The 22,170-nt window shown below is 72.9% G+C and carries 18 protein-coding genes and 1 pseudogene; 12 read left to right on the forward strand and 7 right to left on the reverse strand.

All coding sequences use genetic code 11. The features are described from left to right. The first annotated feature begins 144 nt into the window (after positions 1–144). The 7 genes from AC07DO_RS16880 to AC07DO_RS16910 all read left to right on the forward strand — a co-directional run bounded on the left by AC07DO_RS16880 (position 145) and on the right by AC07DO_RS16910 (position 8,757). Positions 145–1,509 (forward strand): aminotransferase family protein, encoded by a 1,365-nt coding sequence (locus tag AC07DO_RS16880; RefSeq protein ID WP_479060336.1) that lies wholly within the window; start codon positions 145–147, stop codon positions 1,507–1,509. Further along, complete coding sequence (locus AC07DO_RS16885) at positions 1,506–2,498, forward strand: zinc-binding dehydrogenase (protein WP_479060338.1); 993 nt, start codon at positions 1,506–1,508, stop codon at positions 2,496–2,498. The genes AC07DO_RS16880 and AC07DO_RS16885 overlap by 4 nt, the downstream gene beginning before the upstream one ends. A 38-nt stretch (positions 2,499–2,536) precedes the next feature. Next, entirely contained in the window at positions 2,537–4,207 is a 1,671-nt protein-coding gene (locus AC07DO_RS16890; protein WP_479060340.1) for a GH3 auxin-responsive promoter family protein, read from the forward strand. A gap of 4 nt (positions 4,208–4,211) precedes the next feature. Continuing rightward, positions 4,212–5,129 carry a TIGR03619 family F420-dependent LLM class oxidoreductase gene (locus AC07DO_RS16895; RefSeq protein WP_479060342.1) on the forward strand — a complete coding sequence of 306 codons (918 nt, stop codon included), beginning with the start codon at positions 4,212–4,214 and terminating at the stop codon, positions 5,127–5,129. Positions 5,130–5,142: 13 nt separating this feature from the next. Then, positions 5,143–5,889, forward strand: a complete 747-nt coding sequence (locus AC07DO_RS16900; protein ID WP_479060344.1) for a fumarylacetoacetate hydrolase family protein — start codon at positions 5,143–5,145, stop codon at positions 5,887–5,889. Between the two features lie 81 nt (positions 5,890–5,970). Next, entirely contained in the window at positions 5,971–8,001 is a 2,031-nt protein-coding gene (thrS, locus tag AC07DO_RS16905; RefSeq protein ID WP_479060346.1) for a threonine--tRNA ligase, read from the forward strand. A 30-nt stretch (positions 8,002–8,031) separates the two neighbouring features. Then, complete coding sequence (locus AC07DO_RS16910) at positions 8,032–8,757, forward strand: helix-turn-helix domain-containing protein (RefSeq protein WP_479060348.1); 726 nt, start codon at positions 8,032–8,034, stop codon at positions 8,755–8,757. On the opposite strand, the gene AC07DO_RS16915 is transcribed toward AC07DO_RS16910, so the two are convergent. Next, positions 8,740–9,162 (reverse strand): VOC family protein, encoded by a 423-nt coding sequence (locus AC07DO_RS16915; RefSeq protein WP_479060350.1) that lies wholly within the window; start codon positions 9,160–9,162, stop codon positions 8,740–8,742. The genes AC07DO_RS16910 and AC07DO_RS16915 overlap by 18 nt on opposite strands. A 34-nt stretch (positions 9,163–9,196) precedes the next feature. Between AC07DO_RS16915 and AC07DO_RS16920 the strand changes: the two genes are divergently transcribed. Beyond that, positions 9,197–9,331, forward strand: coding sequence for a hypothetical protein (locus AC07DO_RS16920; RefSeq protein WP_479060352.1), 135 nt, complete (start codon positions 9,197–9,199; stop codon positions 9,329–9,331). Positions 9,332–9,368: 37 nt separating this feature from the next. Beyond that, positions 9,369–9,779: an NUDIX hydrolase gene (locus AC07DO_RS16925; RefSeq protein WP_479060354.1), complete on the forward strand. Its 411-nt coding sequence runs from the start codon at positions 9,369–9,371 to the stop codon at positions 9,777–9,779. 16 nt (positions 9,780–9,795) lie between these two features. On the opposite strand, the gene AC07DO_RS16930 is transcribed toward AC07DO_RS16925, so the two are convergent. Together AC07DO_RS16930 and AC07DO_RS16935 are read right to left on the reverse strand one after the other, a co-directional pair. Beyond that, positions 9,796–10,554 carry a hypothetical protein gene (locus AC07DO_RS16930; protein WP_479060357.1) on the reverse strand — a complete coding sequence of 253 codons (759 nt, stop codon included), beginning with the start codon at positions 10,552–10,554 and terminating at the stop codon, positions 9,796–9,798. A gap of 26 nt (positions 10,555–10,580) precedes the next feature. Then, entirely contained in the window at positions 10,581–12,011 is a 1,431-nt protein-coding gene (locus AC07DO_RS16935) for a hypothetical protein (protein ID WP_479060359.1), read from the reverse strand. A 112-nt stretch (positions 12,012–12,123) separates the two neighbouring features. Here AC07DO_RS16935 and AC07DO_RS16940 point away from each other — a divergent pair. Continuing rightward, positions 12,124–12,735 (forward strand): annotated as a pseudogene (locus tag AC07DO_RS16940) (dienelactone hydrolase family protein); the annotation flags it as partial. 108 nt (positions 12,736–12,843) lie between these two features. On the opposite strand, the gene AC07DO_RS16945 reads toward AC07DO_RS16940, so the two are convergent. Next, positions 12,844–15,705 (reverse strand): glycoside hydrolase family 2 TIM barrel-domain containing protein, encoded by a 2,862-nt coding sequence (locus tag AC07DO_RS16945; protein WP_479060361.1) that lies wholly within the window; start codon positions 15,703–15,705, stop codon positions 12,844–12,846. 185 nt (positions 15,706–15,890) lie between these two features. Here AC07DO_RS16945 and AC07DO_RS16950 point away from each other — a divergent pair, with 185 nt between their 5' ends. Beyond that, entirely contained in the window at positions 15,891–16,619 is a 729-nt protein-coding gene (locus AC07DO_RS16950; protein WP_479060363.1) for a pyridoxamine 5'-phosphate oxidase family protein, read from the forward strand. Between the two features lie 40 nt (positions 16,620–16,659). On the opposite strand, the gene AC07DO_RS16955 is transcribed toward AC07DO_RS16950, so the two are convergent. Both AC07DO_RS16955 and AC07DO_RS16960 read right to left on the reverse strand, forming a co-directional pair. Beyond that, positions 16,660–17,949: a hypothetical protein gene (locus AC07DO_RS16955; RefSeq protein WP_479060365.1), complete on the reverse strand. Its 1,290-nt coding sequence runs from the start codon at positions 17,947–17,949 to the stop codon at positions 16,660–16,662. Continuing rightward, the gene (locus tag AC07DO_RS16960; RefSeq protein ID WP_479060367.1) at positions 17,931–19,193 is read right to left on the reverse strand and encodes a hypothetical protein; all 1,263 of its coding nucleotides are present in this window, start codon (positions 19,191–19,193) and stop codon (positions 17,931–17,933) included. Before AC07DO_RS16960 ends, AC07DO_RS16955 begins: the two co-directional genes overlap by 19 nt. Before the next feature lie 202 nt (positions 19,194–19,395). Between AC07DO_RS16960 and AC07DO_RS16965 the strand changes: the two genes are divergently transcribed. Next, positions 19,396–21,942, forward strand: coding sequence for a polysaccharide lyase family 8 super-sandwich domain-containing protein (locus AC07DO_RS16965; RefSeq protein WP_479060369.1), 2,547 nt, complete (start codon positions 19,396–19,398; stop codon positions 21,940–21,942). A 33-nt stretch (positions 21,943–21,975) separates the two neighbouring features. On the opposite strand, the gene AC07DO_RS16970 is transcribed toward AC07DO_RS16965, so the two are convergent. Continuing rightward, the gene (locus AC07DO_RS16970; protein WP_479060718.1) at positions 21,976–22,170 is read right to left on the reverse strand and encodes a ferredoxin; all 195 of its coding nucleotides are present in this window, start codon (positions 22,168–22,170) and stop codon (positions 21,976–21,978) included.

Here is a 22,170-nt window from a genome sequence, read left to right on the forward strand (position 1 = left end):
GTCTGGCTCTTCCCGCGATCTCCTCCCCCCCCCCCCCCCCCCCCCCCCCCCCCCCCCCCCCCCCCCCCCCCCCCCCCCCCCCCCCCCCCCCCCCCCCCCCCGGGGCCCCCCACCGCCGTCAACACCCCGCAGAGAGGTTTCCCAGTGGAGAAGACCGACGTCGACCGGCTGCGCAAGCTCGACCGAGAGCACATGTGGTACCCCTGGACGCCGATGGCCGAGTGGATGGCCCGCGACCAGCTCGTCGTCGAACGCGCCGAAGGGTGCTGGCTGATCGACGCGGACGGCAAGCGCTACCTCGACGGCCGCTCGTCGATGGGCATGAACCTGCACGGCCACGGCCGCAGCGAGATAGTCGAGGCCCTGGTCACCCAGGCGCGCAAGGCCGGTGAGACCACGCTGTACCGCGTCTCGCACCCGGCGGCGGTGGAACTCGCCGCCCGCCTGGCAGCGATGGCGCCGGCCGGGCTCCAGCGCGTGTTCTTCGCCGAGTCCGGATCGACCGCCGTGGAGACGGCCGTCAAAGCCGCCTACTCCTACTGGGTCGCGAAGGGCGAACCGCAGCGATCCACCTTCGTGTCCATGGAGGGCGGCTACCACGGAGAGACCCTCGGCACCGTCAGCCTGCGCGGCACCAACGGCGAACAGGTCGACATGATCCGCAAGACCTACGAGCCGCTGCTGTTCCCCTCACTCTCCTTCCACCAGCCCAACTGCTACCGGTGCCCCGTCGGTCAGTCGTCCGACAGCGACTGCGGGATGGCGTGCACCGACTCGCTGGAGAACCTCCTCGCCCGGGAGGGGGACCGCATCGCCGCGGTCATCGTCGAGCCGCGGGTGCAGGCCCTCGCCGGAGTGATCACCGCCCCGGAGGGACACCTCGCGAAGGTCGCGGAGATCACCCGCAGGCACGGAGTGCTCCTCATCGCCGACGAGGTCCTCACCGGCTGGGCCCGCACAGGACCGACGTTCTCCTGCGACGCCGAGGGCGTCACACCGGACCTGATGACGGTGGGCAAGGCGCTGACCGGCGGCTACCTGCCGCTGTCGGCCACCCTGGCCACGGAGGAGATCTTCGAGGCCTTCCGCGAGAGCGTCTTCCTCAGCGGCAGCACCTACTCCGGATACGCGCTCGGCGCGGCCGTCGCCCTGGCCAGCCTCGACCTGTTCGAGAAGGAGGACGTGCCCGCCCGGGCCGACGCGCTCGCCGACGTGCTCACCACCGCCCTTGAACCCTTCCGCGCGCTCACCCACGTCGGAGACGTCCGGCAGCTGGGCCTCATCGCGGGCGTCGAGCTGGTGGCCGACCGGGAGACCCGCACCCCCTTCCCGCCCCAGGAACGCGTCGTCGACCGCATCTGCACCCTGGCCAGGGACAACGGCGTGCTGGTCAACGCCGTCCCCGGCGACGTGATCACCATGCTGCCCTCGCCCTCGATGAGCCCCGACGACCTGCGCTTCCTCACCGGCACCCTGTACAAGGCCATCCGAGAGGTGACCGAAGAGTGAAAGCTCTGATGCGGGCGGCCGTCATCCGTGCCTGGGGCGGCCCCGAGCGGCTGACCCTGGACCGGGTCGAACGGCCGGCACCCCCGCCCGGATGGATCGTCGTACGCGTCGAGGCATGCGCCCTGAACCACCTCGACATCCACGTGCGCAACGGGCTCCCGGGCGTACGCCTGGAACTTCCGCACGTCTCCGGCGGCGACGTCGTCGGCGTCGTCGAGCAGGCCACCGACGAGGCGGGGGAGCGGCTGCTCGGCAGCCGGGTGCTGCTCGACCCGAAGATCGGGCGCGGCATCCTCGGCGAGCACTACTGGGGCGGGCTCGCCGAGTACGTCGTGGCACCCGCCCACAACGCGATCCCCGTACCCCGGCAGGACGCCGATCCGGCCCGCTACGCCGCACTGCCCATCTCCTACGGCACGGCCCAGCGCATGCTCTTCAGCCGGGCGAGGCTGCGCCCCGGCGAGACCGTGCTGCTGTTCGGCGCGACCGGCGGCGTCGGCGTCGCCTGCGTCCAGCTCGCCCTGCGCGCCGGCGCCCGGGTCATCGCCTGCTCCGGATCGCGGGCCAAGCTCGCCCGGCTGCGTGAACTGGGCGTGAGCGACACGATCGACACCGGCACCGAGGACGTACGGCGCCGGGTCCGCGAACTCAGCGACGGCGGCGCCGACGTGGTCGTCGACTACCAGGGCAAGGACACCTGGCCCGTCTCGCTGCGCTCGGCGCGCCCCGGCGGCCGCATCGTCACCTGCGGCGCGACGACCGGGTACGAGGCGACCACCGACCTGCGCTACGTGTGGTCACGTCAGCTGGACATCCTCGGCTCCAACGCGTGGCACCGCGACGACCTGCACACGCTTCTCGACCTCGTGGCCACCGACGCCCTGGAACCGGTGGTGCACGCCGACTTCCCCCTCTCCCGCGCCCCCGAGGCGGTCGCCGAGCTGGAGGAGCGCCGGGCATTCGGGAAGGTCGTCATCCGCGCGGCGTGAACCCACTCCTGTCCCGGAACGAACCAGGGGGAAACAGCGTGACCGGCAACACCACATCCGCACCGTTCCTGCAACGGACACAGAACGCGCTCGCCATGCAGCGCAAGATATGCGCCCAGCCCGAGGAGACCGCGGAACGCGTGTTCTGCGACCTCCTCTCGGTGTCACGCGACACGGGCTTCGGCCGCGAACACGGCCTCGCCCGGGTCCGCACCCGCCAGGAGTGGCGGCGCGCCGTACCCATCCGCACCTACGACGAACTGGCTCCCTACGTCGACCGGCAGCTCTCCGGCGAACGCCGCGTGCTCACCACCGACGACCCCCGCGCCTTCCTGCGCACCTCGGGATCGACCGGCCGCGCGAAGCTGGTGCCCACCACCGACCACTGGCGCCGCGTCTACCGCGGACCGGCGCTGTACGCGCAGTGGGGGCTCTACTTCGAACAGATCGGCACGGACCGCCTCTCCGGCGACGAGGTCCTCGACCTGTCCTGGGAACCCGGCCCCATCCGGCACCGGCTGCGCGGACACCCCGTCTACAGCATCACCGAACGCCCCGTGTCGGACGACCCCGACGACTGGAACCCGCCGTGGCGGCACGCGAGCTGGTTCACCCGTGACGCCGAGGCGCCCACCATGGCCGACCTGCTCTACGGCAAACTGCTGCGGCTTGCCGCCCACGACCTGAGACTCATCGTCTCGGTGAACCCCTCCAAGATCGTCCTGCTCGCCGAGGTACTGAAAGAGAACGGCGAACGCCTGATCCGGGACCTGCACGACGGCCGCGGCACGGCCCTGGCCGCCCGCCCGGCCCTGGCCCGCCGCCTCGCCGAGGCCTTCGACCGCACCGAGGGGCGGCCGCCGCTCACCGACCTGTGGCCCGGCCTGCGCCTGCTGGTGTGCTGGAACTCCGCCTCCGCGGCGCTCTACCGGCCCTGGCTGTCCCGGCTCGCGACCGGCGTGGCGACGCTGCCGTTCAGCACCACCGGCACCGAGGGGATCGTCACGCTGCCCGTCGACGACCACCTGTCGGCGGGGCCGCTGGCCGTGGACCAGGGGCACTTCGAGTTCGTACCGTGGCAGGACCTCGACGACGGCAGCCCCCTGCCCGCGGACGCCCCCACGCTCGGCTACGACGAACTCGAACCCGGCGCCGACTACCGGCTCGTCATGAGCCAGGCCAACGGCCTCTACCGGTACGACGTGGGGGACGTGTACCGCGTCGTCGGCGCGGTCGGCGCCACACCCCGCCTGGAGTTCCTGGGACGCGCCGGATTCCAGTCCTCCTTCACCGGTGAGAAGCTCACCGAATCCGACGTGCACACCGCCGTCATGCGGGTCCTCGGCAGCGAACCCACCGACCATCCGCACTTCTCCGGCATCCCCGTGTGGGACACCCCGCCCCACTACCTCGTCGCCATCGAATGGGCCGACGCCCACGGCACGCTGAACGTGCAGGACACCGCCCGCCGCATCGACGCGACACTCCAGGAAGTCAACGTGGAATACGCCGAAAAACGCCGCAGCGGACGACTGCGGCCCCTGCAAATACTGCCCCTCGTGCCCGGAGCCTTCGGCCAGGTCGCCGAACGACGGTTCCGCCAGGGCGCCGCCGGCGCCCAGATCAAACACCACTGGCTGCAGAAGGACTCGGCGTTCCTGGACACCCTGCGCGACCTCGGCCTCGTCCGGGCCCGCCCGGGGACGTGACGGCATGCGCATCGGATTCGCCGTACCGATGTCCGGCCCCTGGGCCACCCCGGACACCGCCGTGCATGTCGCCCGCACCGCCGAGCAGCTCGGATACGCCTCGCTCTGGACCTACCAGCGGGTCCTCGGCGCGCCCGACGACTCCTGGGGCGAGGCGAACCGCAGCGTCCACGACCCCCTGACCACCCTGGCGTTCCTGGCCGCGCACACCACCCGGATCCGACTCGGTGTCGCCGTCCTGATCATGCCGCTGCACACCCCCGCGGTCCTCGCCAAGCAGCTCACCACCCTCGACCTGCTCTCCGGCGGCCGACTCGACGTGGGGCTCGGCAACGGCTGGGCCGCGGAGGAGTACGCCGCCGCGGGTGTGGACCCCACCGGCCTCGGCCGCCGTGCCGAGGACTTCCTCGCCTGCCTGCGCGCCCTGTGGGGCGAGCAGACGGTGGTGGAACACGACGGCCCCTTCTACCGGGTCCCGCCCGCCCGGTTCGCCCCCCGGCCCGTCCAGTCCCCGCACCCTCCGCTGCTCCTGGGCGGCGCCGCGCCCGCCGCCCTGCGCCGCGCCGGCCGCCTCTGCGACGGCTGGATCGCGAGCAGCAAGGCGGGCCCGGACGCCATCCGCGATGCCGTCACCGTCGTACGCGACAGTGCGGAGCGGGCCGGACGCGACCCGGCGGCCCTGCGGTTCGTCTGCCGTGCCCCGGTGCGGCTGCGGACCGGACCGGGCCACGCCGAGCCGCCGCTGACCGGCTCCGCGGACAAGATCCGGGCCGATCTCGCCGCGCTCGCCGACACCGGCCTGACCGAGATCTTCCTGGACCCCAACTTCGACCCCGAGATCGGCTCACCGGACGCGCCGACCGACGACGTGGCGCACCGCGTCGACCTGCTGCTGCATGAACTGGCCCCCGCAACCTGGTGAGAGGACAAGAACAGTGCTGATCGCGCGCGTTGCCGTCGGAGACGACCGAACGTACGCCCGTGTCGACACCGACGCCGGGCTGGTCCACCTCCTGTCCGGCACCCCCTACGACGAGATCCGCCCGACCGGTGAGACCCGGCCGCTGGCCGAGGTGCGCCTGCTCGCACCGGCCGAACCCGGCAAAGTGCTGGTCGCCGGCCGCAACTACGGTGACGTCGTCACACCGGACCTGGTGGTCTTCATGAAACCGTCCACCTCCGTCGTCGGCCCCGCGGGCGCCGTCCTGCTGCCCGCGGAGGCCAAGGAGGTCCGCTACGAGGGAGAACTCGCCGTGGTGATCGGACGCCGCTGCAAGGACGTTCCCGAAGCCGACGCCGAACAGGCGGTGTTCGGCTACACCTGCGCCAACGACGTCACCGCCTGGGACATCGGGGAACCGAAGGGCCACTGGACCAAGGCGAAGAGCTTCGACACCTTCTGCCCGCTGGGCCCGTGGATCCGCACCGACCTCGACCCCGCCGACCTCGCCCTGCGCACGACCGTGAACGGCACACCGCGCCAGGACGGCTCCACCAAGGAGATGAACAGGAACGTCCGTGCCCTGGTGGCCCGGTGCAGCTCGCTGATGACGCTGCTGCCCGGAGACGTGATCCTCACGGGAACGCCCGCGGGCGCCGGCGTGCTGCGTCCGGGCGACGAGGTCGTCGTGGAGATCGACGGGATCGGTTCGCTCACCAATCCGGTTGGCATGGCCAGGTAGTTCACTGACTACACTCGCACGATCAACACGGTTCCGCCCGCGGCGACTTCGAGCCGCGCCGCTCCTCGAGGAGAGATTCCAGTGTCTGTAATCCGTCCCACCGCCGAGACCGAACGCGTCGTCGTGGTGGTTCCGGCTGGGACGACGTGCGCCGACGCGGTCACCGCGGCGAAGCTGCCGCGCAACGGCCCCAACGCGATCGTCGTGGTGCGAGACCCGTCCGGCGCCCTGCGGGACCTCGACTGGACCCCCGAGTCCGAAGTCGAGGTCGAGGCGGTCGCGTTGTCCAGCGACGACGGGCTGAGGGTGCTGCGACACTCCACGGCACACGTACTGGCGCAGGCGGTCCAGCAGCTCTGGCCGGAGGCCAGGCTCGGCATCGGCCCGCCGATCGAGAACGGCTTCTACTACGACTTCGACGTGGAGCGCCCCTTCCAGCCGGAGGACCTCGAACGCGTCGAACAGCGGATGAAGGAGATCATCAAGTCCGGCCAGCGCTTCCACCGCCGCGAGTTCCCCGACCGGGACGCGGCCCGTGCCGAGCTGGCCGAGGAGCCGTACAAGCTCGAACTCGTGGACCTCAAGGGCGATGTGGACACCGCCGAGGTCATGGAGGTCGGCGGCGGCGACCTGACGATCTACGACAACATCGACGCCAAGTCCGGCGACGTGTGCTGGTCCGACCTGTGCCGCGGCCCGCACCTGCCGTCGACCCGCCTGATCCCGGCGTTCACGTTGCTGCGCAACGCGGCCGCCTACTGGCGCGGCAGCGAGAAGAACCCGCAGCTGCAACGCGTCTACGGCACGGCCTGGCCGACCCGCGACGCCCTCAAGGCCCATCTCGCCGCACTGGAGGAGGCCGCCAAGCGCGACCACCGGCGCATCGGCGAGGAACTCGACCTGTTCGCGTTCAACAAGGAGATCGGCCGCGGCCTGCCGCTGTGGCTGCCCAATGGCGCGATCATCCGCGACGAACTCGAGGACTGGGCCCGCAAGACCGAACGCAAGCTCGGCTACAAGCGCGTCGTCACCCCGCACATCACCCAGGAGGACCTGTACTACCTCTCGGGTCATCTGCCGTACTACGCCGAGGACTTGTACGCTCCGATCGACATCGACGGCGAGAAATACTACCTCAAGCCGATGAACTGCCCGCACCACCACATGGTGTACAAGGCGCGCCCGCACAGCTACCGCGATCTGCCGTACAAGGTCGCCGAGTACGGCACGGTGTACCGCTTCGAGCGCAGCGGCCAGCTGCACGGCATGATGCGCACGCGCGGATTCAGCCAGAACGACGCGCACATCTACTGCACGGCGGAGCAGGCCAAGGACCAGTTCCTGGAAGTCATGCGCATGCACGCGGACTACTACCGCGGTCTGGGCATCAGCGACTTCTACATGGTGCTCGCACTGCGCGACCCCGCCAACAAGGACAAGTACCACGACGACGAGCAGATGTGGCAGGAGGCCGAGCGGATCACCCGGGAGGCCATGGAGGAGTCCGACATCCCCTTCGAGATCGACCTGGGCGGTGCCGCGCACTACGGCCCCAAGGTCGACTTCATGATCCGCGCCGTCACCGGCAAGGAGTTCGCCGCCTCCACCAACCAGGTCGACCTGTACACCCCCCAGCGCTTCGGGCTCAAGTACCACGACTCCGACGGCACCGAGAAGCCGGTCGTGGTGATCCACCGCGCCCCGCTGGGCTCGCACGAGCGCTTCACCGCGTATCTCACCGAGCACTTCGCGGGCGCGTTCCCGGTGTGGCTGGCTCCGGAACAGGTGCGGATCATCCCGATCGTGGACGAGCTCACCGACTACGCCGAGGAGGTCCGCGACCTGCTGCTGGACGCGGACGTGCGCGCCGACGTCGACGCGGGCGACGGCCGGCTGAACGCCAAGGTGCGGGCGGCCGTGACCCGGAAGATCCCGCTCGTCGTCGTGGTCGGCCGCCGCGAGGCCGAACAGCGCACCGTGACCGTGCGCGACCGGTCGGGCGAGGAGACCCCGATGTCCCTGGACGAGTTCGTCTCCCATGTCACCGAGTTCATCCGGAGCAAGAGCCTGGCCGGTGCCGGCCACCTCCGCTCCGGATCCGCAGCCGGCTGATCAGGCGCGGCGCGGCGTAATCTGGTCCCCGTGACCCCAGAGAGCGTCGCGCCGCGCGACTACCGGGAGCGGCCCTCCCGGCTGGCCGGCGCGGTCGTCTGGACCCGCGTGGCCACGGGCGCCCCCGGTGACACCCGGCCCGTGCTGCCCGACGGCTGTATGGACCTGCTGTGGACCGAGGGCAGGCTGTTCGTCGCGGGGCCGGACACCCGGGCGTACGTCCCGCAGGAGATGGAACCCGGCAGCCGGTTCGTCGGTGTCCGGTTCCACCCCGGCGCCGCGCCCGCCTTCCTCGGCGTGCCCGCCCATGAACTGCGAGACGGGCGTGCGGAGTTGGCGGACCTGTGGAGCGCCGCCGAGGCGCGACGGCTCACCGAGCGGGTGGACGACGCGCGCGACCCGGTGGCGGTCCTGGAGACCGTCGCGGTGGAACGCGCCGCCGCAGCCGAACCGCCCGATCCGCTGCTCGCCCACATCGTCGCCTCCCTGGACGCGGGCCGCTCCGTCGCGCGCACCGCGGCGGACGCGGGCATCAATGCCCGGCAGCTGCACCGACGTTCACTGCCCGCCTTCGGGTACGGGCCGAAGACGCTGGCCCGGGTGCTGCGGCTGCAACGGGCGCTCGCGCTGGCCCGCGACGGCATGTCGTACGCCGACACGGCGGCCGCCGCCGGCTTCGCCGACCAGGCCCATCTGGCCCGCGACGTGAAGGAGTTGACCGGGATGCCGCTCGGCACGCTACTCGGCGGCTCGTAGCGGCGCGAACAGGTCGACGCCGTTGCCGTCCGGGTCGAGCACGACGGCGTACCGCTGGCCCCAGGGCGCGTCGAACGGCTTGAGCTCGCTCGCGTACCCGGCGCCCGTCACGTCCTCGTACGCCGCGTCGACCCCGGCGGGCGTCCCGCAGTGGAAGGCGAGCCCGACCCGGCCCGCGCCCGCGGGCGGCTGCCAGTCCGGGTGGAAGGACCGCACGGTCGCCTCCGTGTCGAAGACGATGCGCAGCCCGCCCGGGAGCGCCGCCTCCACGTGCGGCAGGCTCTCGGCCCCCGCGGGGAACTCCAGGCCGAGACGGCGGTAGAAGGCGAGCGAGGCGGCCAGGTCGGAGACGACGAGACCGATCAGGTCGAAGCGGGGCGTGGGTGACTCCGGTGTGCTGTTCATGCCCGCAGCGTAGGCAGCGGGCCGCTCACCGGTCTTGAAGGAAACGGACACGGCGCCGCCGGGGCGTGCGCGGGTGGTGGGCTACGGCACTCTGCTGACGGACGTCTACCTTCCGTTCCGCCTCGACCAGGGAGAACGCGAACCGGTGGCCGACGAGCCGCTGCCGTGACTGTCACGGGCCCCGATTCCCCGCTACGTTGGAGGACATGGACTATCCCGGTGACAACCGGCTCGCGGCGGCTGTCGTGGTGTTCCGCCGCCGTGTGCTGCTCGTGCGACGCAGCGAGACCGAGCGGTTCCTGCCCGGCGTGTGGGGCGTGCCGTGCGGGAAGCTGGAGGCCGGCGAGAGTCCGCGGGACGGCGTCCTGAGAGAGCTGAAAGAAGAGACGGGACTGCTCGGCCGGGTCCTCCGCAAGGTCGGCGAGTCCTCCTTCGTCAGTACGTACCGCGGGCACGAGGTCAAGAACTGGCAGGACAACTTCCTCGTCCGCCCCCTCACCTTCGACGTGACCCTGCCCCTGCCCGACCAGGACCACCGCTGGCTCGCCCCCGCCGACCTCGGCACCGTCCGGATCGACGACTACAACCGCGAGATCGTCCGCCAGGCCTTCGGCTGAGGCCGAGCCGCACCCGTCAGTCCCCGGCCCGGCAGTCCAGGGGGCCCTCCGCGAGCAGATCGGCCAGCGCCGACAGCTCCGCCAGATAGTCGTTCACCTCGAGTGGCTTCTTCGCCACCGCGCGCCCCGACGGGTCGCCCCCGACCGCTCCCGCGTACACGTCCGTGTACCGCAGCCGCTCCGCCCCCGTCTCCAGGAACAGCGTGACCGTCGGCCGCTCCGCAGCGCACCACGCGCGGTGCAGCACGTGCGGCGGCAGCGCATAGCCGCTCCCGGCCGTGTACCGCGCGCTCTGCACGAGCCGCAGCCGCGCCCCGCCCGCGGGCTCGAGCAGCCAGTCACCCTCCTCGCCCGTCAGGGACTCCCGGTACCAGGACGCGGCGACGCCCTCGTCCGCACCGGGGACCGCGGGCTCGTACAGCTCCATCCCGAGCACGCCCCGCACCACGTACGAGGAGAGCGGCGAGCGGTGGTTGTGGATGTCCTCGCGGGTGCCGCGGCCCGGGTGCCACACGTGCGCGCGCAGCATGTGCCGCGGGCCGCCGTCGATGAGGAGCAGCTTGTCGAAGCCGAGGACGTGACGGTACGACAGGAGCGCGCACCCCGACGGATCGCCGGCGCCCGCGGCCAGCTCGCGGACCAGCGGCAACAGGCGTCCGGGGCGGCCCAGTTCGGCGACGACGGCGGCGGCCGCCCGCACCAGCCCGTCCCTCTCCGGCCCGTCCAGCGACTCCCGCAGAAGCCTCGTGGCGTCCTGGACGTGCCGACCACCCAATGCACTCTCCCTCTCGTCCGCGCGCCTCAGCCACCCGGCTGATACATCCATACGGCATGTGCCCGCAGGGCCGAAAGGCCTTGGTAGGTCATCCACAGCGGGTAGGCGAGATCAGCTCCGTCCCACGTCCAGATTCCGTTGTCCTGCTGCCGCCACACGCACGCCGCCGCCCCCGCGAGCATCTCCTGCCGGACCGCCTCCGTGCCCTCGTCGACGGCGACCGCGTGCGCGCCCGGCGTGAGCAGCGCCCGCATCACCCAGGCGGCCGAGAAGTGCCGCACGGCGAGCACCTCGGAGCGCGACGCGTCGTCGGGGTGCGGCCGGCGCACCGTCTCGTGGCCGCTCTCCAGGTCGTCGCAGCCGTCGTGTGCGGTTCCGGGGCAGGAGAGGAGCCAGCGGATGCCCTCCTCGCGCGTGGCGCGGGCGTTCGCGTCCTCGCCGAGCACCCGGGCCGCCCGGTCGAGGGCGACGACGGCCTGCGCCGTGTGCACGGCCGACGGCGCCACCGTCCTGCCGCGCGGCGGGGTGAGCCGGGAGCCCCAGCAGCGCCGGTGCCCGCGTGCCGGATCGGTGACGGCCCCGTCGACGAGCGCGTCTCGCAGGACCGGCAGGGCGGGCGAGCCCGGCGCGGCGCGCAGCAGTCCGCGCAGCACCGTCGTCACGACGTGGGTCAACTCCGCCCCGGCGGGTTCGTGTTCGCGGGTGAAGCGCTCCGTGCACCGCTCCGCCTCCGCGGCGAGGAGCCGGGCGTCGGCGCCCGCACGCGCGAGCGCGCCGAGCACCAGAGCGGTCACCTCGGGCCGCCCCACCGCGCCCTGCGAACGTGCCGACCAGCCGCCCTCGGGCAGCCGCAGCCGCCACAGCGTCTCCACCAGGTCGGAGGCGCGCAACCGCCCGTCGGGCATGCCGAGTTCGAGAACGATGTGCAGTCCGTACGCGGTGCCGGTCGCCGTCGGCCGCACCGGCTCCGGCTGTTCGTCGAGCGCGTGCGACCAGCCGGTGAGGCGGCCGCGCGGCGGATCGTCGAAGACCGTCAGGCGGTCGAGGAGTGTGGCGTACGTGGCGGCGGAGAGCCCCGGCAGCGGCCCCGGCGCACCCGCTTCCGCCGCGCCGGACGTCGTTCCGGGCCGCGGGCGGCGCGGCGAGGGCACCCCGTCCAGGGGGTCGGCGGCCCCGTCGTCCGCCGACCCCCTGGCCCGCAGCAGCGCCGCGGCGAGCCACGCGGAGATCCCCGTCCCGAGACCGCTGACCACCGCGAGCGAGTAGCGGGCCGTGTCCCCGAACAGCGCGTCGGGGAGCAGCCCGACCAGGGCCTGGAACACGGCGTAGCCCACGGCGACGGGACCGAATCTCCCCAGCCACGTCACGACCCGCCCCGACGGCGGGTCGGAGGGCGGCTCGGGCGGCACGGGGTGCCCGGCGGGGTCTGTGCTCGTACGCATGCGTGCTGTAGGCATGAACTCCACCTACCCATAGGACACGTGAGACGAAAGGGAGTGGGTACCGTGCCCGGTTCGGACCTGGGCCGGTCTCACCCATGATGTATATGAGAAAGGGACAGGCCCGGGCGTCGTCCTGGTTCCCGAGATACCGGGTGTGCATCCCGGAGTCCTGGGCCTGGGCGAGCACTTGGTGAAGCAGGGCTTCACCGTCGCGGTCCCGTCCCCTTTCGGTGAGCCGGGCCGCCCGGTCTCCGTACCGTATGCCATGGGCGTCTTCGGCCGGGTGTGCGTCGCCTCCGAGTTCCGTGCCTTCGCCACCAACGCCCGGCGCCCCTTCGCCGACTACCTGCGCGCCCTCGCCCGCGACCTCGCGTCCCGCACGCCCGGCCCGGGCGTCGGTGTCATCGGCATGTGCTTCACGGGCGGCTTCGCGCCGGCGGCCGCCACGGACCCGGCCGTCCTCGCCCCCGTGCTCAGCCAGCCCTCGCTGCCGCTCCCGGTGAGCGCCGCGCGCCGGGTCGACCCGGGCCTGTCCCGCGCCGAGTTCGACACGGTCGTCGCCCGCACCGGGAACGAGGGCCTGTGCGCGCTCGGCCTGCGGTTCAGCGAGGACAAGCTGGTCCCGCGCGACCGGTTCGCCACGCTGCGCCGCCCCTTCGGCGATGCGTTCGAGGTCATCGAGCTCGACTCGTCGCCGGGCAACGGGGCCGGGTTCGCGAAGTCGGCGCACTCCGTCCTCACGGAGGAGGTGCGCGAGGTGCCGGGGCACCCCGCGTACGCGGCGCGCGAGCGGGTCGTCGAGTTCCTGCGGGAACGGCTGGCCCCTACGGGACAGGGGCCGGGCCCCTCAGCCGTCCACCGCCGAGAACACGCAGCTCAGGGACGAGGGCCGGGGTGTGGCGCGGAGCTCGTACTGCGGCAGGACGCCCGGCCCGCACGACTGCGTGCCGATGCCGTGCCGGTCGATGTCGAGGTTGACCCAGACCGTGTCCCCGGGCACGAGGTCGGTGCGGTGCCGGGCGGCGTCGAGCTGTTCGGACGTCCAGCGGCGGGCGGTGAACGCGGGGGCGCCGTCGCTCTCCACGCGCAGCCCGCCGACCTCGGCCCAGCGGACGGCCGGGCGTGCCCCGTTCTCCTGCGGGCGCACGTACGGCGTCTGGAGCGCGTCGACGTCCGACTCCCAGACGCCGATCAGTGAGGCGGCCGCGGTGTCGGGGTAGGCCTCGCCGGGCCCGCCGCCGAACCACCGCACCCGGCCCGCCGCCCCCGGCAGCCCGAAGCGGATGCCGAGCCGCGGCAGCGGCACGGGCCACTCGCCCTCCGGCGTCACCGACATCCGCAGCAGCAGCTTCGGGCCGTTCGACGCCCAGTGGTACTCCGTGCGCAGCGCCAGGTCGCTCGCCGCGGGCGCCACCCGGGTGCGCACGGTCAGACCGGCGCCGCTCGGCTCGACGGCGTCGACGCGGTGCTGCATGCGGTGCAGGCCGAGCGCGCGCCAGCGGTCGGCCACGGACGGTTCGGGACGCCAGGGCATGCCGTTGTCGTTGTCGGTGGGGGCCCGCCACACGTCCAGGCGCAGGCCGGTGATCTCGCGGTCGTGGAGGGCGAGGAGCGTGCCGGTGCGGGCGTCGAAGGTGGCGGCGCCGAGCGTGATGTGCCGGCCGTCCGCGTCCGCCGTCGGAACCGCGCCGCCGGGCACGGGCAGGATCATGCCGTACTCGACGGGCAGCTGGGCCCATGCCACCACATGTCCCTTCGCCGCCCACGCCGTGTCCTCGGCGAGCGAGGCCCGCACCGTCCACTGGGTCTCGGCGTCCGGGTCCCTGCGGGGCGGGGGCGGCAGCGCGACCTCGGTGCGCTCGCCGGGGCCGACGTGCGGCACCGCGAGGGCGCCTTCGGTGACGGTGGTGCCGTCCTTCTCGTACGACCAGGTGAAGGCGAGGTGGGAGAGGTCGGCGAAGTCGTGGAGGTTGGTGACGGTGACCGTGCCGGACGGGCCGTCGCCCTCGATGCGGACCGGCTCGATCACCTTCTTGTACTCGGCGAGTCCGGGGGACGGCGTCCGGTCGGGGAAGACGAGGCCGTCGCAGACGAAGTTCCCGTCGTGCAGCTCCTCGCCGAAGTCGCCGCCGTACGCGTACTCGTACGCGGGGTGCGCGATGCCGTGGTCGATCCACTCCCAGACGAAGCCGCCCTGGAGCCGGTCGTACGTCTCGAACAGCTGCTGGTACTCGCTGAGTCCGCCGGGGCCGTTGCCCATGGCGTGGGCGTACTCGCAGAGGATGAACGGGAGGCGGCGCCGTCGCTCGGGGCCCTCGTCCTCGCCCCGGCCGATGCGTTCGACCTCGGCGTGGTCGGCGTACATGCGTGAGTAGACGTCCGTGTCCGCGCAGGACCGGTCGCCCTCGTAGTGGAGGAGGCGGCTGTCGTCGCGCGCGCGGATCCAGTCGGCCATCGCGGTCAGGCCGCGTCCGGTCCCGCACTCGTTGCCGAGCGACCACAGGACGACCGAGGGGTGGTTCTTGTCGCGCTCGACCATGCGGGCGGCGCGGTCCAGGAGCGCGGGGGTCCAGCGGTCGTCGTCGACCGGGTTGGCGCGCCAGCCGACGGCTCCGAAGCCGTGGGTCTCCAGGTCGCACTCGTCGACGACCCACAGGCCGAGCTCGTCGCACAGGTCGAGGAAGGCGGGGTGGGGCGGGTAGTGGCTGGTGCGGACGGCGTTGATGTTGTGACGCTTCATCAGCAGCACGTCGGCGCGCATCGTTTCGAGGTCGACGGTCCGGCCCGTCTCCGGGTGGAACTCGTGGCGGTTCACGCCCCGGAAGAGGAGGGGGCGGCCGTTGACCCTGATGGTGCCGTCCTCGACGGTGACCGTGCGGAAGCCGACGCGCAGCGGGACGCGCTCGCCCGGCGTGGTCAGCGTCGCGTCATACAGGCGTGGCGTCTCGGCCGTCCACGGCTCCACGGCCGCGGCGGTCTCCTCACCGGTCGCCACGTCGATCCCCAACTCGGGCACGGTGACGCGCCCTCGGACGTCCGAGTCGACGCGCAGCGTGCCCGTGCCCGTGCGGTGGTCGTACGACGCGTGGACGAAGAAGTCGCGGGCGCAGCCCTCGGGCCGGTGCAGGAGCGTCACGTCGCGGAAGATGCCCGGCAGCCACCACTGGTCCTGGTCCTCCAGGTACGAACCGGCGGACCACTGGTGGACGCGGACCGCGAGGACGTTGCCCGCCGGGCGCAGCAGCTCGCCGACGGCGAACTCGTGGGGCAGCCGGGAACCCTTGAAGTCGCCGAGCTCCGTGCCGTTCAGCCAGACCCGGGCGCAGGACTCCACGCCGTCGAAGCGGAGGACGGCGGTGCCGTCCGTCGGCCAGTCGGCGGGCAGGTCGAAGGTGCGCAGGTGGTCGCCGGTGGGGTTCTCGGTGGGGACGCGCGGCGGGTCGAGCGGGAACGGGTAGAGCATGTTGGTGTAGCGGGGCGCGCCGTGGCCCTGCAGCACCCAGTGGCCGGGTACCGCGATCTCGTCCCAGGCCGTGCTGTCGTACCCGTCGGTGGCGAAGGCGTCGTCCTGGGCGTGGGCGGTGGGGGAGAGGCGGAAGCGCCAGGGGCCGTTGAGGGAGAGGGTGACGGCGTCCGGCGTCGCGTACCACGCGCGGGGCGGGAGACAGCCGTTGCCGGGGGACACGTCCTCGTGGTGGGGAAGCTCCATGGGTTCCATCAGATCGTGCGGGGGCGGGGGCCCGCCATCCTCCAGGGGTGGGAGTCGTTGGATTCTTCGGGGCGGACTTGGACGGGTGGCGCTGGTGTTGCGCATATCGTCGCTGACGACGGCTCTGGCGACGAATTTCGTTAAACTATGGCTATAGGTGCGCGATATCGGTAACTTCTCGCGTCATGAACGGTCACCCCGAGCAGTACGGCGACGCCCCGCCCACCTCGCCCGCCCCGCCCGCCGCACTCCCCGCGACCCTGCCCGTCACCGACCGCACCCGCCACCGCCGCCTGCGCGAGCAGGGCAGCCTGGACCGGGCCGACCTGGAGGCGGTCCTCGACTCCGGCTTCGTCTGCCACCTGGGTGTCGTCGTCGACGGCCACCCGATGGTCGTCCCCACCGTCTACGGCCGCGACGCCACCCACCTCTACCTGCACGGCTCCGTCGCCAGCCGAAGCCTCGCAGCCGACCCCGAGGCGCCGGTCTGCGTCACCGTCACCCACATCGACGGGCTGGTCCTCGCCCGCTCGGTGTTCGAGCACGGGGTCAGCTACCGCAGCGCGATGATCCACGGCGTCCCGCGCGTGGTGACCGACCCCGGGGAGAAGCTGCGCGGCCTGCGCCTGCTCACCGAGCACGCGACCCCCGGCCAGTGGGATTACGCCCGCCGCCCCAGCCGCAAGGAGCTCGCCGCGACCACCCTGCTCGCCCTCTCCCTGGCGGAGGCCTCGGTCAAGGTCGCGGCGGGCCCGCCCGACGACGGCACGGGCCCGGACGCCGCGCTCGGCGTCTGGGCGGGCAACCTGCCGCTGACGGCGACGTGGGGGACGCCGGTTCCTGACCCGCTGCTGCCCGAGGGCATCGAACCGCCGCGGCACATCGCGGAGCGCAGCGGGACCCGCCAGGGGTGACGTGACCGGGCCCTGCCCGCACCGCCGCCTGTGGCCGAGGTCAGGACAGCTTCGGCGCCTCGCAGCCGTGGGCCCGCGCCGAACGTCGCGCGAACTCCTCCAGCGCCGCGCGCTCGTACGCCAGGTCGGCCGCCGACGGCTTCGCGCGGTGCTTGTCGTACGTCCTGGACCTGTCCTCGTGCCACGCTCCCTCGTCCCGGACCGTGAACAGCGCGGGGCCGCTCCCGTCCCGGCAGACCGCGCTCGCCCAGCGGCCACCGCCCGCGAGGCGTCCGGCCGGAGCGTCGCCGGGGCCGGGCTTCTCCGTGTACTCGCCGTGGCGTCGCTCGTAGTCGACGCGTTCGGAGTCCGCGTACGGGCCGTAGAACGCGGTGAGGTGGTAGCGGGGCGTCCCGTCCGACGGTGCGGGGCCCGGGAGTTCGGGCCGCTCGCCCGAGACGACGCACACCTCGACGGGGCTGTCGCCGCTCGCGCTCTCCCAGGCCCGGGAGACGCGCGCGCCCCGGCCGGGGACGCCGCGGCATGTCCCGGACGCGTCGGCGAGCGGCACGCTTTCGTCGGCGTTCACCGGCAGCGCGACCGTGCGCGGCGGTGTGCCCGACTCGGCGTCGCAGCCCCACTTCTCGGACGCCTTCGCGGCCGTACCCGTCGCGATCCGCGCGAAGGCGGCACGGCGGCGCGGGTCGTCGAGCGTGACGTCGTCGTCCTTCGCGTCGACGGTGACGAGGAGGCCGCCGCGGTCGCGGGCGCAGGCAAGGAGCGTCACCACGGTGGCGCTGCCGCTGTCGGACCGGTCCGTGTCGGCGGCGGACTCGGCGGTCGTGAACAGGCCACGCCAGCCGCCACCGAGTCCGACGGGCGGGAGCTCCGCCGCCGGTCGCGGGTACAACGGGTCCATGCCGCGAGCGCGTGCGGCCGCGGGGTCCACCGTGAAGTCGTCACCGCGTCGCCGCGGCACGCTCTGCACGGTGACCTGGACCTCCGCCTCGTTGGTGTTGCCGCCCGCCACGGACACGCCGTCGCCGGTGACGGAGCAGGTGACCGTGTGCTCCTCGTCCCGGGCGCGGTCCGAGGACTCTTCGGCCAGGAGCACGTCCACGCGGCCGGGCCCCTTCTCGAACGGCCCGTCGCCGAGCACGTCCCGCATCTCGCGCGAGGGCAGCACGCCGTCGCACGCCTCGTCGAGCACCCGCTGTGCCGCGCGGTGTTCGCGCGGGCCGCCCCACCAGTAGGAGCCGCCCGCGATCAGGGCCAGGGCGACGAGCGCCCCGCAGGACGACAGGACGACGCGTCCCGTCCTCGTCCGCCAGGTCAGTCGCGCCCGCGCCACTCCGCCACCTCTCCCACGATCTTCGTCCCGCGGCAGTGCGAACGCTTCGGCCAGCCGTCGGGCGCCGACAGATAGCGGTCGAGGACCGTGCGCACGTGCCGCGAGAGGCGCCGCTGGTCCTTCGGTTCGAGGACGACCTTCCCGTCTTCCGGGCCGTGGTCGAAGTCGAACGCGGGGGTCACCGACACGCGGTGGTACGTCGGTCCCGCCGCGCACTCGGACCGGGCCCACAGGGCGAGCTGCCGGTCGTCGGCCGACTGCTCGACCGTGAGGGGCTTGTCGTGCCCGGCCGGGGCCTTCGGGTCGGGCACCAGCGCCTTGTCGGCGTACTCCTCGTACGCGCCGACCGCGAGCACGCCCGACCAGCTCCGCGCGCCCGCCGCCCGGACCGTGAGGTGGCCGGGCGAGCCCGCCGTGTCGTCCCACCGCCCGCCGCACGCGCCGGCCCGCCGGTTGTACACCTCGTCGTTCCCGTCGAAGCTCCACTCGCCCGGGGTCGAACCCAGCCCCTCGGGCGAGAGCCAGGCGCAGAGCTCCGGCGCCTTCGCCGGGGCCGCGCCGGGCTCGGTGCGCAGCGGCTCGCTGCCGCAACCCTGCTTGCGGGAGACCCAGTTGGTGACCTTCGCGGCCGTCCGGGCGACGGCGAGCCGCTCGGCCCTCGGTACGCCGTACACGTCCGCCCCGTCCGCGTCGGACGGCAGCTCCACCGACACGAGGAGGTCCCGCGTCGTGCGGCCCCGCCCGTGCAGGCCCTTCGGGCAGTCGACGAGCAGCGACGCCGTCGCCACCGCGCCGCCGTCCGACCGGTCCGCCGTGCCCACGCCGCCCGTCGCGCCCGGCGGAAGGGGCAGCCCGAAATCGCCCGTCACGGAACCGGGGGACGTGCGGTCGGGGACCGCCTCGGCCCGCACCCGTGCCCGTACGCCCGCTTCCGCGCCTTTGCCGTCGCCCCAGGCCAGCGTGCAGTCGAGCAGCGCGCGGCTCTCCTGCCCGGGCCGCAGCAATGCCCCGTACTCGTCGAGTACGCCCCGCGCGTCATCCGGCACGGAGGCGTACATCTCCTCGCGGAGCAGACCCGCACAGCCGCGCGTCACCAGCTCGCGGTTGGCGTCGAGCCGGTCCTCGCGCTCCTCGGCCCGCGCCACGGCGAACCAGGTCACCGACGACGCGGCCAGCAAGGTCACCGCCAGAGCGGCCACCAGCCAGGTGCGCCGCCGCGTGCGCGGCGCGCCCTCCTCGGGCATGGCGCTCCCCTTCCCCCGTACACGGCTCCATGATCGAAAGGGACGCTATCAACCGGACGGGACGCGCCGGGGGCGGGGACCCTTGTCGCCGGTCGGACCGTCTGCTTGACTCCGCACGCCCCCAAAGGCTCCCTGTATGCACCGGAACGCTCCCCCCTTTCACGCTCCCGGAACGCCCCGCACGTCACCGTTGGAGGCCGCCATGGAGATCACCCGCAGACGTCTGTTGTCCGCCCTGTCGGCGGCCGGCCTGATGGCGGTGGTCCCCGTGGGCCCGGCGACCGCCGCCGCGGGTGCGGAGGGCCGTGCCCGGCTCGTCGCCAACACCGTCGCGGTCTTCGCCGGGACCACCGAGTCGAACGCACGCCCGGAGAACGCCGCCAAGCTCGCCGCCATGGAGAGGACCGCCCGGTCCGGCCTGCAGGCGATGGACGACGCGCGGGAGGGCGAGCTCTTCGCCGGTCTGGTGCTCGGCACCGACGAGGCCAACCTCAACACCGCCTACCGCAGGCTCTACGAGATCGCCCTCGCCACCCGCACCCCGGGCCTCCCCGCCGACCTGCACGGCAACACGACCGTGCAGTACCGGGTGCTCGACGGCCTCGCGTGGCTGCACGAGCGCTACTACGGCGACCAGTCCAAGGGGTACTACGGAAACTGGTTCCACTGGGAGATCGGCATCTCCCAGCACATCAGCAAGACCCTCGTCCTGCTCGCCGACGCCGTCTCCGCCCACCGTCCCGACCTGCTGCCCGCCTACGTCGCCTCCATGGACGCCTACCTGCGCAACGGCACCGGCGGCGACGTCGACCTCGAATCCCGCTTCCACACCGGCGCCAACCTCGCCGACATCACCACCAACCGGATCCTGCAGGGCGCCCTCCTGGGCGAGCCGGGCGAGGCGCGGATCCGCAAGGCGCTCACCGACCAGCTCACGGTCTTCGCCACCATCGACCCGTACCACCTCGAACACCGGGTGACGGACGGACATTACGCCGACGGCTCCTTCATCCAGCACTCCTCCGTCGCGTACACCGGCTCGTACGGCAAGGGCCTGCTCACCCGCGTCGTACAGACCCTCAAGATCCTCGACGGCACCGGTTTCGCGCACGGCGAGGAACTCGTGCCGACCGTGTACGGATGGGTGAGGAACGGGTTCGCCCCGCTGATGTTCGAGGGCTGGATGATGGAGATCGTCAAGGGCCGCGCCGTGTCGCGCCCCGACTCCGGATACACCGACGTCGCGGTGGTCGTCGAGGCCGTCGTCGACCTCTCCTCGCTCGCCGCCGGCGCCACGGCCACCGCCCTGAAGAGCTACGTGAAGCACGTCAGGGCCACCTCGCGCGCACCCCTCGACCCGGCCCGCTTCGTGTCGCCCGTCAGCGTCGTGCGGTACGCCGACATCCTCGACGACGCCGCCGTGCCGCCCGCCGACCTCAACCCCGCCGCGCGAAGCGTCGCGTTCAACGCCATGGACAAGACGGTGCACCGGCGGCCGGGCTACGCCTTCGCGCTCGCGCGGAGCTCCGACCGCATCAGCAAGTACGAGTACATGAGCGGCGAGAACCTCATGCCGTGGTTCCAGGGCGACGGCGCGTACTACCTCTACCTCTCGGGGCAGGACCAGAGCCGGGCATACGGGATCGACTACTACACGACCGTCTCGCCGTACGGCCTCGCCGGCGTCACCGCCCCGGTCGAACATCGCCGCACCGTACCGGAGTTGTACGGCAAGGCGTACTACGACAACCCCGGCCACCCCCTCAACTTCACGTCGTCGTCCGAGTCGCAGAACAAGTACGTCTACTTCCCGCGCGGCACCAACCGGTTCTCGGGCGGCGCCGTCCTGGGGGAGTACGGCGCGGCGGGAATGGCGCAGTCCAGCGACGTGGCGTACCACGACCGGGCGCTGCTGCCCGACGACTTCGTGGTGTACCGCGCCGCGACGGCGACCAAATCGTGGTTCCTGCTCGACGACGAGATCGTGGTGCTCGCCGCCGACGTCGCCGGAGCGGCCGGGCGCGCCGTCACCACGACCGTCGACGCCCGCACCGCCGCAGCCGACGACCGGATCTCCCTCACCGGGGCGCTCCGCGACGGCCGCCCCTGGACCGGCCCCGGCACCGCCGACCTCCACTGGCTGCGCTACGCCAACGCCACGGAGGGCACCGCCGTGGGATACGTCTTCCTGGACACGCCGAAGGTGCGGGTCACCCTGGACGAGGTGACCCGCAGCCGCCGCGTCGTCCGCGCCGCCAACCCCGATACGCGGGTGACCCGTTCGGTTCTCGGCGTCACCGTCGACGGGGCGGCGGGGGCACGGCCCGCCCGCCTCGCCTACGCGCTGGTGCCGAACGCCGGCGAGGCCGAGCTGCGCGCCCACCGCCATGGGCCGCTCAGGATCCTCGCCAACTCCGGCCGCCTGCAAGCCGTCACGCACACCGGCCTCGGCCTGACGGCCGCCAACGCCTTCACGGGAGGGCGGCACGAAGCAGGGGCCCTGCGCGTGCACGGCCCCGCCTCGGTCCTCGTCCGGCGCGAAGGCCGCCGCGGCGGCCCCGTCCGCGTCGCGGTGTCCGACCCGACGATGGACCGGGACACCGTGACGATCCTGCTCCGCGGCCGCCCCCTGCGCAGGACCACCGGGGACCCGCAGGTCCGGGTGGGCGGAGCCGTGGGCGGCACCCGCATCGAGGTCGACACGCACCACGCGTACGGCAGGAGCTTCACCGTCACGCTGAGCGAGTGAATCGCGTTACGTGGGCGTCCGGCTGACGGTGTATCAACTTGTCCGCACACTGATGGCCTGCACCGGGCACGCCCGCGCGGCCTCCCGCACCAGGGGATCGCCACCGCCGTCCTGACGCCCGGGCAGCACCTCGCTGAGACCGTCGTCGTCCTGGGTGAAGACGCCCGGCGCGGTGAGCGCGCACATGCCCGCGCCCACGCACCTGTCCTTCTCGACATGAATCGCCAT

This window comes from Streptomyces sp. NPDC045678, from assembly GCF_056432085.1.